Raw genomic sequence first — 12,778 nt, forward strand, 5'->3', positions numbered from 1 at the left:
CTCTCTCAGCTCACCCACAGCCCCTTGTGCTGTAACCGCCACCCCACCCAGCCCAGTGTCAGGGCGCGCAGCGCCATGAACGCGAGGAATGCCAGCCACAGCCCGTGGTTGCCGAGCCCGCTCAAGCCCAACGCCAGCGGTGCTGCCAGCACTACACTGAGCAGCATCGCATTGCGCATTTCCCGCGCCCGGGTGGCGCCGATGAACAGCCCATCGAGCAGGTAGCTCCACACCGCGACCAGCGGCAACAGCGCCAGGTATGGCAAGAACGGGTAGGCCGCTGCGCGCACGCTGTCGATGTCGGTCTGCAAATCGATGAACAGGTGCCCGCCCAGCAGGAACGCCCCGGCGAACACCAGGCTGACCAGCAGCGACCAGCCGCCGGCCACCACCAGGGAGCGCCGCAGCGTCTGCCGGTCGCGGGCGCCGATGGCGTGCCCGCACAGGGCTTCCAGCGCATGTGCCAGGCCGTCGAGAGCATAGGCAGTCAGCAGCAGGCCGTTGAGCAGCAAGGCATTGGCGGCCACAGTGGCCTCGCCCAGGCGCGCGCCCTGCATCGTCAGCAGCAGGAACACCAACTGCAAGGCCAGGCTGCGCAGGAAGATGTCGCGGTTCACCGCCAGCAACGGCCGCCAGGCCTGCCAGCGCTTGAGCGCGGCCCAGGCGATGCGCCCCGGGTAGACGCGCAGGGCCGGGCGGGTCAGGGCCAGGCCCAACAGGGCGCCGCTCCATTCGGCCAGCACCGAGGCTCGCGCCGAGCCCAGCACTCCCCAGTCCAGGCCCAGCACGAACCATAGGTTCAGGGCGATGTTCAGCAGGTTGGTCAGCAGCAATATCGCCAGCGGCGCGCGGGCGCTCTGGGTGCCGAGGAACCAGCCGACCAGGGCATAGCTCGCCAGGGCCGCCGGCAGCCCGAGCAGGCGGGTGTGAAAGAACGCCTCGATCCCCTGGCGCAACGCCTCGCTCGGCTGCATGGCTTGCAGCGCCAACTGGCTGAAGGGCAGTGCGAGCAGGGCAATGAGCAATGCAAATGCCACCGCCAGCAGCAGCCCCTGCACCAGCACCTGGCGCAGCGCAGCGCCGTCTTCACGTCCGGCAGCCTGGGCGGCGAAACCGGTGGAACCCATGCGCAGGAAGCCCATCAGGCCGACCATGAAGGTGAACAGCGTCGCCCCCACCGCCACCGCGCCGAGCTGGTGGGCATGGGGCAGGTGGCCGATCACTGTGCTGTCGACCAGCGCCACCAGGGGCACCGTGATGTTGGACAGGATCATCGGCGCAGCCAGTGCCCAGACCTTGAGGTGGGTGGGGCGGTGCTGCCAGTCGTTGGATAGTCGGGGCATATGGGATGTGCGGCCTTTGGTTTGTCAGGCCCGGCCTTTTCGCGGGCAAGCCTGCTCCTACAGGTACGGTGACCCTGTGGCGGGCTTGCCCGCGAAAAGGTCGGTACTGGCGCTAGAAATCCAGGGCCAGGAATTCTACCCGTCATGCAACTTATCTGCGCGAACCTCGTCTCACCTGGCGCGCCTAGCCACATGCGCTGCTGGCCCATGGGCTATATTTCCCCCTTCACCACCCAGCCGCCGAAGAGTTTTCCCTCCCATGTTCAACAAAGGATTGTTGCTGGCCTGCGCGCTGGCGTTGCTCAGTGCCTGTGATTCCTCGTCAAAGAACGGTGCCCCCGCCCCGGCGGAAAAACCTGCTGCCGTTGCCCAGACCCAGGCCCCCAAGCGTGAAGACCCGGCGGTATTGGCCAAGCGCTACGAAGGCCGCGAATTGGCCGTGCTGGATGTCTCGGAAGTGCAGCTCGACGGCGCCAGCACCCTGTCGGTGAGTTTCTCGGTGCCGTTGGACGCCAACCAGGACTTCGCCAGCAAGGTGCACCTGGTCGACACGGTCAACGGTAAGCTCGAGGGTGCCTGGGAGCTCTCGGACAACCAGATGGAGCTACGTCTGCGCCATCTCGAGCCGCAGCGCAAGCTGGTGCTGACCGTCGACCGAGGCCTGCTGGCGGTCAACGGCCAGACGCTCGCCGCAGCGTCGGTCAGCCGCCTGGAAACCCGTGACATGCAGCCCACTGTCGGCTTCGCCAGCCGCGGCTCGTTGCTGCCCACGCGCCTGGCCGAAGGGCTGCCGGTGATCGCCTTGAACGTCGCCAAGGTCGATGTGGAATTCTTCCGGATCAAGCCGGACATGCTCTCCAGCTTCCTGGTCAACTGGGGCCGCAACAGCAGCCTGTACTACTACCAGTCCAAGGAAACCCTGGACATGGCCGAGTTGGTCTACAGCGGCCGCTTCGACCTCGACCCCGCGCGTAACACCCGCGAAACCCTGTTGCTGCCCATCTCCGGGATCAAGCCGCTACAGGAGCCGGGCGTGTACCTGGCGGTGATGCGCGCCTCGGGCACCTATGACTATTCCCAGCCCGCGACCCTGTTCACCCTCAGCGACATCGGCCTGTCCGCACACCGCTACCGCGACCGCCTGGATGTGTTCGCCCAGGCCCTGGAAGGCGGCAAGGCGTTGGCCGATGTCAGCCTCGAACTGCACGATGACAAAGGCAAGCTACTTGCCCAGGCCAAGACCGACGGCAAGGGCCACGCGCAACTGCCGATCACCGCCAAGGCAGACACCCTGATCGCCACCCAAGGCGTGCACACCACCTTGCTGCGCCTGAACACCGCTGCCCTGGACCTGGCCGAGTTCGACATCACCGGCCCCCAGGCAAACCCGCTGCAATTCTTCGTGTTCGGCCCGCGTGACCTGTACCGCCCTGGCGAAACGGTGCTGCTCAACGGCCTGCTGCGCGACCAGGACGGCAAGCCGGTCAAACCGCAGCCGGTCACAGTGGAAGTGCGCCGCCCCGATGAGCAGGTGAGTCGCAAGTTCATCTGGGAGGCCGACGCCAATGGCCTGTTCCAATACCCGCTGCAGCTGGCCACCGAGGCGCCGACCGGGCGCTGGCAATTGCTGCTCGACCTGGGCGGTGGACGCAAGCAGGTGCACGAGTTCCTCGTCGAAGATTTCCTGCCCGAACGCCTGGCCCTGGAACTCAAGGGCAGCCCGACGCCGCTGAGCCCGGAGCAGACCGCACAGGTCAAGGTCGATGGCCGCTACCTCTACGGCGCTCCGGCAGCGGGCAATCGCCTGAGCGGACAAGCCTATGTGAGGCCGCTGCGCGAGGCGGTGGCGAAGTTGCCGGGTTACCGGTTCGGCTCTGTCACCGAGAACGAGCTGAGCCAGGACCTGGAGCTGGACGAAGTCACCCTCGACCAGGCAGGCAAGGCCACGCTGGAAATCGAGAGCCGTTGGGCCGAGGCCCGCTCGCCCCTGCAATTGACCGTGCAGGCCAGCCTGCAGGAGTCCGGTGGCCGTCCGATCACTCGCCGCCTGGAGCAACCCATCTGGCCCGCCGAGCGCCTGCCTGGCCTGCGCGGGTTGTTCGACGGCGAGGAAACCGACAGCGACGCCCCGGTGGAATTCGAAGTGCTGGTGGCCGACCGCGAGGGCAACAAGCTCGCCGCCGACGGCCTCAAGGTGCGTCTGGTGCGCGAGCGCCGCGACTACTACTGGAACTATTCGCAGAGCGATGGCTGGAGCTACAACTACAACGAGAAATTCCTGACCCAGGCCGAGGAGACCGTGCAGGTCAAGGCAGGCGGCACGGCCAAGCTGACCTTCCCGGTGGAATGGGGACCGTACCGGGTCGAGGTGGAAGACCCCGAGACGGGCCTGGTGTCCAGCGAGCGCTTCTGGGCCGGCTACCGTGCCCAGGACAACGCAGAGGGCGGCGCCGTGCGCCCCGACCAGGTCAAACTGGCGCTGGACAAACCGTCCTACGCCGATGGCGGTACCGCCAGGGTGACTGTCACCCCGCCTGCCGCCGGCAGCGGCTACCTGATGATCGAGTCCAGCGACGGCCCGTTGTGGTGGCAGGAAATCGACGTGCCCGCCGAGGGCAAGACCTTCGACGTGCAGCTCGACAAACAATGGGCGCGCCATGACCTGTACCTCAGCGCCTTGGTGGTCCGCCCGGGTGAGCGCAAGGTCAACGCCACGCCCAAGCGTGCCGTGGGGGTGCTGCACCTACCGCTGGACCGCGCCGGGCGCAAACTCGCGCTAACCCTGGATGCCCCACAGAAGATGCGCCCCAAGCAACCCCTGACGGTGAAGTTCAAGGCCGTCAATGCCGATGGCAGCGTGCCGAAGCAAGTGCATGTGCTGTTGTCGGCGGTGGACGTGGGCATTCTCAACATCACCGACTTCAAGACCCCCGACCCCTTCACCGGCCTGTTCGGCCGCAAGGCCTATGGCGCCGACCAACTGGACATCTACGGGCAACTGATCGAAGCCGGCCAGGGCCGCCTGGCCAGCCTGGCGTTCGGTGGCGATGCGGCGATGGCCAAGGGCGGCAAGCGCCCCAATACCACCGTCACCATCGTCGCCCAGCAGAGCCTGCCGGTGACCCTTGACGCTAATGGTCAGGGCCAGGCCAGCGTGGATATTCCCGACTTCAACGGCGAACTGCGGCTGATGGCCCAGGCGTGGACCGACGAGCACTTCGGTGTTGCCGAAGGCAAGACGGTGGTGGCCGCGCCGCTGATCGCCGAGCTGTCGGCACCGCGCTTCCTGGCAGGTGGCGACCAGACCCGCCTGGCCCTGGACCTGGCCAACCTGTCCGGCCGCGCCCAGCAACTGGACGTGCAACTTCACGCCGAGGGCCAGCTCGGCCTGACTGGCGCGGCCCGGCAGACCATCGCCCTGGCCGAGGGGCAACGCACTACCCTGATGATTCCAGTGCAGGCCCAGGGCGGCCTGGGCCAAGGCAAGGTGCGAGTGGAGGTCAGCGGCCTGCAATTGCCGGGTGAGCCTGCCATGGCCTTCGAGCGCGAATGGACGCTGGGCGTGCGCCCAGCCTACCCGGCCATGCTCAAGCACTATCGCGTGGCCCTCAAGGACCAGGCCTGGTCCTTGCCGGAAAGCGACCTGGCCGAATTCGAACCCGCAGGCCTGGAGGCAACTCTGGCGCTTTCCAGTCGCCCACCCCTTAACCTCGCCGAGCAGATCCGCGCTCTGGAAGCCTACCCCTACGGTTGTCTGGAACAGACCGCCAGCGGCCTGTACCCCTCGCTCTACGCCGACGCCGATAGCCTCGAGCGCTTGGGCATCAAGGGCGAGCCGGGCGATGTGCGCAAGCGCAAGATCGAGATGGGCATCGAGCATCTGCTGGGCATGCAGCGCTACAACGGCAGCTTCGGCCTGTGGAACGCCGACAGTGAAGAGGAATACTGGCTGACGGCCTATGTCACCGATTTCCTGCTGCGTGCTCGCGAACAAGGCTATGGCGTGCCCGCCGAGGCGCTGAAGAGGGCCAACGAGCGTCTGCTGCGTTACGTGCAGGAGCGCAACCTGATCGAAGTCGACTACAGCGAAGACGTCGAGCACACCCGCTTCGCCGTGCAGGCCTACGCCGCACAGGTGTTGGCGCGCAGCCAGCAGGCGCCGCTGGGCGCGCTGCGTGGCCTGTTCGAGCGCCGCAGCGATGCGCGTTCCGGCCTGCCGCTGGTGCAACTGGCGGTGGCACTGCACAAGATGGGCGACCAGCCTCGCGCCCAGCAGGCCCTGCAAGCGGGCCTGGCGGCCGGTCGCGGCAAGGGCTGGCTGGCCGACTACGGCAGCGCCGTGCGCGACCAGGCGCTGATCCTCGCCTTGCTGCAAGAGAACAACCTGGCCGCCGAGCAGGTCGACCAGCGGCTGTTCGCGTTGTCCGATGAGCTGGCGGCCAACCGCTGGCTTTCCACCCAGGAACGCAACGCCCTGTTCCTCGCCGGTCGCGGCTTGCTCGGCAAGCCTGAGGGCAGTTGGCAGGCGCGCCTGGACAGCGCCGGGGAAATGCGTGAATTCAGCAATGCCGAGTCGGGCATGAAGCTCGAAGGCCCGCTGCTGGTCTCTCCGCTGAGCATCCAGAACCAGGGCAGCGCGACCCTTTACCAGCAACTGACCTTGTCCGGCTACCCACGCCAGGCGCCTGCCGTCAGCAGCAACGGCCTGGAAATCCGCCGCGAGTACCTGGGCGTGAACGGCCAGCCGCTGGACCTGCGCAACCTGCGCAGCGGCGACTTGGTGCTGGTGCACCTGGCACTCAAGGCTCAGAGCCAGGTGCCTGATGCCCTGGTGGTCGACCTGCTGCCCGCAGGCCTGGAACTCGAGAACCAGAACCTCGCGCAAAGCGCCGCCAGCCTGGACAACGCCAGCGGCGCGGTGAAGCAATGGCGCGAGTCGATGCAGAACGCCAGCGTGGTGCACCAGGAATACCGCGACGACCGCTACGTGGCGGCGCTCAAGCTCGACAGCTACGGCACCACCCACCTGCTGTACCTGGCTCGCGCGGTAACGCCGGGCAGCTATCGCATTCCACCGCCGCAGGTCGAGTCGATGTACCGGCCGAACCTGCAGGCGGTGGGGGAGAGCCAGGGCGAGATGCTGGTCAAGGCACGCTAGCTGCCCTGACGCTGGGGCCGCACAGCGGCCCCGCCTCTTAACGCACCACCCAGCTCAACACCCACAACCCCAACAACGCCCAGATGATCCCCAGCACGATCGAAGCCCGCATGAACGCGCGTACCGCCGAATACAACAGCAACAGCCCGACGATCAGCGCCAGTATGCTCACCAGCGAGGTGTCCATGCCCAGGGTACGCGCCAGGCCATCGATGAAATTACCCCCGGCATTGGCCAGCAGGTTGAACAACCCGCTCAGGCCATCGACGATGAAGCGGATAATCGACCCCAGTGCCTGGCCCAGCCACTCGAAAAAACCTTCTACATGCATAGTCGCTTCCTGATGAACGAATCGGTGGTTCCAAGGCTTTGGCCATCACCTGGCCAGGTCGGTTCCCGATGCCAAGCGTAGTTCTCACTCGCGCACTGCGCGGGCTCGTCGCTAGCCTTTTTTCGCTCATGGCCTTGCTGTGGCTGGCCGACCGTCTCTGGCCGCTGCCGATGCCGGCCGCCGACCAGGCGCGGGTAGTGCTGGCCGAGGACGGCACGCCGCTGTGGCGCTTCGCCGATGCCGAAGGCGTGTGGCGCTACCCGGTCAGCGCCGCTGAAGTGTCGCCGCTGTACCTGGAGGCGTTGCTGACCTACGAGGACCGTTGGTTCTACCACCACCTTGGGGCCAACCCGCTGGCAATGGCGCGTGCGGCCTGGCTGAACCTGAGCAGCGGGCGCGTGGTGTCCGGCGGCAGCACGTTGTCCATGCAGGTGGCACGCCTGCTCGACCCCCATGACCGGACCCTGGCCGGCAAGCTGCGCCAGTTGTGGCGCACCGCGCAGCTGGAGTGGCACCTGTCCAAGGCTGAAATCCTCCAGCTGTACCTCGACCGAGCGCCTTTCGGCGGCACCCTGCAAGGCGTGGCCGCCGCCAGCTGGGCGTACCTGGGCAAGTCACCGAAGCACCTCACGCCCGCGGAGGCTGCGTTGCTTGCCGTGCTGCCCCAGGCACCTAGCCGTTTGCGCCCCGATCGCCACCCCGAACGTGCGCAGCGGGCCCGCGACAAGGTGTTGCAACGCCTTGCCGAATACCAGGTGTGGCCGCAGCAACGTATCGACGAGGCTCGCGAAGAGCCACTCTTGCTCGCCCCTCGTCAGGAGCCCGCCCTGGCGCCGCTGCTGGCTCGGCGCCTGAACACGCCAGGCAGCCCGGCGCTGATCCACACCACCCTGGATGCTGCGCTGCAACGACGCCTCGAAGACCTGTTGCTGGGCTGGCGTGCGCGCCTGCCCGAGCGTACTTCGGGAGCGCTTCTGGTGGTCGAGTCGAAGACCATGGCCGTGCGCGCCTACCTCGGTTCCATCGACATGAACGATGCGCGGCGCTTCGGCCATGTCGACATGGTGCATGCCTTGCGCTCGCCTGGCTCGACCCTCAAGCCGTTCCTCTATGGCATGGCCATGGACGATGGCCTGATCCATTCCGAGTCGCTGTTGCAGGATGTGCCCCGCCGCTATGGCGACTATCGCCCCGGCAACTTCTCCATGGGCTTCAGCGGTCCGGTATCGGCCAGTTCCGCGCTGGCGCTGTCGCTCAATCTACCGGCAGTGCAGTTGCTCGAAGCCTATGGGCCGAAACGCTTCGCCGCACAGTTGCGCATGGCCGGCGTGCCGCTGGTGCTGCCGCCGCTGGCCGAGCCGAACCTGTCGCTGATTCTCGGCGGCGCGGGCAGTCGCCTGGAGGACCTGGTCGGCGGCTACGCGGCCCTGGCCCGTGAAGGCCATAGCGCACGCATTCGCCTGCAACCCCAGGACCCGCTGCTGGAGCAACGCTTGTTGTCCCCAGGCGCGGCTTGGATCACCCGGCGCATCCTCAGTGGCCAGGCCCGCCCCGACCGCGACCCCCGCGCCGAGTGGGTACAGCGCCCGCAACTGGCCTGGAAGACGGGTACCAGCTATGGCTTTCGCGATGCCTGGTCGATTGGTGTCGGCCCGCGCTACCTGGTGGGCGTGTGGATCGGCCGCCCGGACGGCACCCCGGTGCCCGGCCAGTTCGGTTTGGCTTCCGCCGCGCCGCTGATGCTCCAGGTGCATGACCTGCTGAGCAACCGTGACAGCCAGCGCGGTATCGCTGCGCCGGTGGAGCCAGTGCCCTCCAGTGTGGGCGTGGCGGCGATCTGCTGGCCGCTAGGCCAGCCGCTGAGTCGCCAGAACCCATCGTGTCGACGCCAGCGCTTCGCCTGGACGCTGGACGGCACCACGCCACCGACCTTGCAGGCTGCCGACCAACCCTTGGGCCTGGGGCTGCGCGAAACCCTATGGGTCAATGCAAAGGGGCTGCGAGTGGATACCACCTGCGCAGGTGCGCAGGCGCGCGAAGTGGCGCTATGGCCTGCGCCGCTGGAGCCCTGGTTGCCGAGGGTAGAGCGTCGTACTGCACGCGTGCCGGCGGCTGACCCACACTGCCCGCCGCAGGTGCCGACCAACGCCCCGCCATTGTCGATCGTAGGGGTGCGCCCCGGTGACAACCTGCGCCGCCCGGCCACCAGCAGCGAGCAACTGCAGGTAAGGGTATCTGCCCTTGGTGGTAATGGACGGCGCTGGTGGTTCCTCAACGGCCAGCCATTGGGTGAAACCCAGGGGCAGGACAGCCTGCAGGTGCGCTTGGAGCGAGCAGGGCAGGTCGAGCTCAGTGCACTGGACGACAGTGGCCAGACCGCTCGGGTGGTATTCGAGGTGAGTGAGTGACGTCTCCTGGGAGGCCGTTCCATTGCGAAAGACTAGTCAGATGGCACTAACCCGTCGGTAGTGTTAATTGCCGAGTCCTCCTAACGTACTGAATTAAAAGGACTTTTAACCCAGTGGTACGTCCCTCCCAGCAGAACTAATACCAAGTTACGATCTAGCTGCCTGCCCTTCCGCGGCTTCACTGATGTCAGAAGGCTAGCGATACCTGCCAACAGATATCGCACAACAACAGACAGCGGCAGGAGTCACCACATGAACAGTCAAGCGTGGATGAGGACTGGTACCGCCCTGGCATTGGCCATGGCGCTGGGGCTTGCAGGGTGCAGCAGCGGAGGTGGCGGCAGCCACAGCGGGGTTGATGGCTCATCCGGCGATTCAGCGGCAGCAGGGGGCGGTACTGATGGTGGCGGCGCAGGTGGAGGCGGTACCGGCGGAGGTACGGGGGGTGGCGGTACTGGCGGTGGAGGTACGGGTGGCGGCGATACTGGCGGCGGCACCGCAAGCCCGCTGGTGACCGGCCAGGTCGTGGACCAGGTAGGCAATACCGTCACTGGCCTTGGCGACGGGCTCGTCGACCTCGGCCAGATGGTTGGCTCAATGCCCATCGCCGGGGACACATCGCTGACCGGCGGTGTCGGCTCGCTGGTGTCGTCCACCGGCAATGCTGTGAATTCGGTCGGCAGCGGCCTTAGTGAAGGTCTCGGGCAGCTCGGTACCGGCAACAACGCCGTAGGCACCACGGTAGGGGTGGTCGGTGCGGCAACCTCCGACCTTGGCACCGGTGTTTCCGGGCTTGGCCAGGGCTTGGAAGGGCTGGCAGGTAGTTCGCTGGTCGAGCAGGTGCCGATCGTCAACCAGGTGGTCGCCGGTGCCGGGCAAGGCGTCGACAGGGTCGGCCAAGCCGTGACCATGCTTGGCGACACGCTCACCCCGATCGGCACCAGCGGCCCTCTGGCTGGCGCCACCCAAGGCGTGAGCGATGCATTGGTGCCGGTGGTTTCATTGGTGGAAAACACCGCCGCCAATGCCACACGCCAGACTGGCCTGGCCGGGCCGCTGAACCAAACCCTCAACCAGGTCGGCGGCGCCCTGGACCAAGCCGGCCAGCAAGTGGCTGGCACGGGCGACGGCAACCCACTTGCCACCACCATCGGCCGCACGGTCAGCACGCTGGGCGGCGCCGTGAGCACCAGCAGCGGCTTGGCGCCGACCACCGGTGGAGCGCGTACCGGCCTGCTGGAAACCGTCGGCGGCGTGGTCGCCGGTGCCGGTAGCGGGCTCGGTGCGGGCTCCAGCAACCTGACCATTGCCTCGGTGGGTGGCACCGTGGGGCAACTGGGCAATACCGTCGCCAGCCTCGGCACGGTCGTGGGTGGAAATGGCGTTACCAATACGGCCGCCGGTGCTCCCGTGGCGGCGCTGACCCAGCAGGTGGGCGTTGGGGTCAACCCCGTGGTGAGCGGTGTGGCCAGCCTCACCCAGCAGGTAGGTGGCGCAACCGGGCTTGGCGCACCCGTGGCCGGGTTGTTGAACCAGGTGGGTGGCGCGGTGAGCAACGTCGGTTCGCAGTTGAACAACGCCTCGGCCAGCCCAGTCGTCAGCCAGTTGGGCACCACGGTTGCGGCGACCGGCAGCACGGTCGGCCAGGTCGGCGGCCTGGTCAATGGCGGCGGCTCGCAACCTGGTGGCTTGGGCGGCGCACTGGGTGGCCTGGCGGGGGCGCTCGGCGGGCAGCGTTGAGTCGACGGGCGCTTTGCCAGCACCTACGCTTGTAGCAAGCCGTGTCCTGCAACGGACACGGCTTGTTGCCATCCACCGGATCATGGAGTGTCCGAATGCGTGCTTTGGTCGTGACGATGCTGGCGCTGTCCGGGGTCTGCGTGGCCCGTGCCGAACCCCTGCCGAGTTTTCTCAACAGCAACGAAACCGAACGCCGCCTGCCCACACCGAACCTGCCGGTGGAAGCCTATCGACCGCCCGCGCCTGGCTTGCAAGTGCCGCCACCCGCGAGCCCGCAGCAACAGCCGTTGCTGATGAGCACCGAAGTGCAGGTCGACAAGGTGCGCTTCGAGGGCGGCACCGTATACCCGCTGGCGGAACTGCGCGAACATTACCGCCCCCTGCTCAAGCGCAAGGTGAGCCTGAGCGAGCTGATCGAGGTCACGCGCCGCCTGACCCAGCGCTACCAGCAAGATGGCTACCTGCTGTCCTACGCCTACCTCCCGCCCCAGGACTTCGCCGGCGGCCGTGTCCGGGTGGTGTTGGTGGAGGGCTATATCCGCGATTACCAGGTCGACGGCGACCTCGGCGCAGCCGGTGCCTATCTTGACCGCCTGATGGTCAAGCTCAAGGCCGAGCGCCCGCTTACCCGCAAGACCTTCGAGCGCTACACCAGCCTGGCCAGCCGCCTACCTGGTGTCACATTCCAGGCCCAGGTCCCGCCCCCCGGCACCACCGACGGCGGCACGCGGTTGATCGCCCAGGCCGCGCGCAAACCCTTCACCAGCGCGATGAACCTGAACGATGGCAGCCGCGAGGACCTGCAAGCGCTGCTGAGCGTGACCAGCAACGCCCAGACCCGCTTCGCCGAGCAGTTGAGCGCCGCCGTGCTAGTGCCACCGGGCGATGACAAGGAGCATTACTACCGGCTCGACTATAGCCAGTTCGTCGACGATGAAGGCAGCCAGTTGCTGCTGTCGGCGTCGCGCTACCGCAGCGACCCCAGGGCGCGGATCCGCCTGGGCAACGGTATCGACTTGCGCCAGCATCGCGAGAACGAGCGCTACTCGATCGGCCTCAGCCAGTCACTGATCGCATCCCCCGGCGAATGGCTGGATGTGGTCGGGCGCTTCTATGCGGTGAACGACCAGATCGACTACCGAGTGGTTGGCCAGCCGCTGGAACTGGGCAGCGAGACCAACCTGCGCGCCCTCTCGTTCGAGGGCGACTGGCGCAAGGCCCAGGCGCAGCGCCTGCGTATCCTCAGCGCCGGCGTATACCAGGGGCTGGACCACTTTGGCGCGCGCACCGATGCCGGCTACGACCTGGATTTCCTGCGCGTGCGGGTGTCCGGGATGCAGAGCGACAACTTCCTTGAACGCTGGCAGGGCGTGGCTTCGGCTGTCGCCTACTGGAGCAAGGACAGTTTGCCCGACAGCGAGCGCGCGGTGTTCGGCGGGCAGAACTTCGGCCGCGGCTACCCCAGCGACCAGGCCTCCGGCGACAAGGGGTGGGGGCTGGCCTACGAGCTGAACTACAGCTTCCGGCGCGAGGGGGCCTGGCTGAAAGTGCTGCAACCCTACGCGGTGTTCGATGCCGCGCGGGCCTGGTTCAACGAGCTGGAGGTGCAGAAGGCGAAACTGTCGTCGGCAGCCGTGGGTATGCGCTTCGGTGACCTGCGCCACTACAACGTCGCGCTGGAAGTGGCCAAGCCGATGTCGGACATCGCCCTTGACAGCCTGAACCGGCGGCCGCGGTTTACCGTAAGTTTCAGTTATCAGCTGGATTGACTGAAAGTGCGATGCCGACCCTTCAGGAG

The 12,778-nt window shown here is 66.9% G+C and carries 6 protein-coding genes; 4 read left to right on the top strand and 2 right to left on the bottom strand.

The features are described from left to right. Positions 1-5 precede the first annotated feature (5 nt). Positions 6-1,343, bottom strand: a complete 1,338-nt coding sequence (locus tag RAC97_RS20365) for an MATE family efflux transporter (RefSeq protein WP_375101351.1) — start codon at positions 1,341-1,343, stop codon at positions 6-8. Between the two features lie 259 nt (positions 1,344-1,602). Between RAC97_RS20365 and RAC97_RS20370 the strand changes: the two genes are divergently transcribed. Then, positions 1,603-6,501 (top strand): alpha-2-macroglobulin, encoded by a 4,899-nt coding sequence (locus RAC97_RS20370; protein ID WP_375101350.1) that lies wholly within the window; start codon positions 1,603-1,605, stop codon positions 6,499-6,501. 37 nt (positions 6,502-6,538) lie between these two features. Here RAC97_RS20370 and RAC97_RS20375 read toward each other — a convergent pair whose 3' ends face one another. After that, a complete protein-coding gene (locus RAC97_RS20375) occupies positions 6,539-6,832 on the bottom strand; it encodes a hypothetical protein (RefSeq protein ID WP_375101349.1) in 294 nt (97 codons plus the stop codon). 68 nt (positions 6,833-6,900) lie between these two features. Between RAC97_RS20375 and pbpC the strand changes: the two genes are divergently transcribed. The 3 genes from pbpC to RAC97_RS20390 all read left to right on the top strand — a co-directional run bounded on the left by pbpC (position 6,901) and on the right by RAC97_RS20390 (position 12,749). Next, positions 6,901-9,240 (top strand): peptidoglycan glycosyltransferase PbpC, encoded by a 2,340-nt coding sequence (pbpC, locus tag RAC97_RS20380; protein WP_375101348.1) that lies wholly within the window; start codon positions 6,901-6,903, stop codon positions 9,238-9,240. Positions 9,241-9,492: 252 nt separating this feature from the next. Beyond that, positions 9,493-10,980 carry a collagen-like triple helix repeat-containing protein gene (locus RAC97_RS20385; RefSeq protein ID WP_379671505.1) on the top strand — a complete coding sequence of 496 codons (1,488 nt, stop codon included), beginning with the start codon at positions 9,493-9,495 and terminating at the stop codon, positions 10,978-10,980. A gap of 95 nt (positions 10,981-11,075) precedes the next feature. Further along, positions 11,076-12,749, top strand: a complete 1,674-nt coding sequence (locus RAC97_RS20390) for a ShlB/FhaC/HecB family hemolysin secretion/activation protein (protein ID WP_375101345.1) — start codon at positions 11,076-11,078, stop codon at positions 12,747-12,749. Positions 12,750-12,778: the final 29 nt, after the last annotated feature.

The sequence above is a fragment of the Pseudomonas sp. LS_2 genome, from assembly GCF_042709235.1.
In the GTDB taxonomy this organism is placed as follows: Bacteria; Pseudomonadota; Gammaproteobacteria; order Pseudomonadales; family Pseudomonadaceae; genus Aquipseudomonas.

Bases quoted from the DNA above. Each gene is read 5' to 3' on its own strand.
- pbpC (WP_375101348.1), top strand. From the start codon at position 6,901: ATGCCAAGCGTAGTTCTCACTCGCGCACTGCGCGGGCTCGTCGCTAGC.
- RAC97_RS20390 (WP_375101345.1), top strand. From the start codon at position 11,076: ATGCGTGCTTTGGTCGTGACGATGCTGGCGCTGTCCGGGGTCTGCGTG.
- RAC97_RS20365 (WP_375101351.1), bottom strand. From the start codon at position 1,343: ATGCCCCGACTATCCAACGACTGGCAGCACCGCCCCACCCACCTCAAG.
- RAC97_RS20370 (WP_375101350.1), top strand. From the start codon at position 1,603: ATGTTCAACAAAGGATTGTTGCTGGCCTGCGCGCTGGCGTTGCTCAGT.
- RAC97_RS20375 (WP_375101349.1), bottom strand. From the start codon at position 6,832: ATGCATGTAGAAGGTTTTTTCGAGTGGCTGGGCCAGGCACTGGGGTCG.
- RAC97_RS20385 (WP_379671505.1), top strand. From the start codon at position 9,493: ATGAACAGTCAAGCGTGGATGAGGACTGGTACCGCCCTGGCATTGGCC.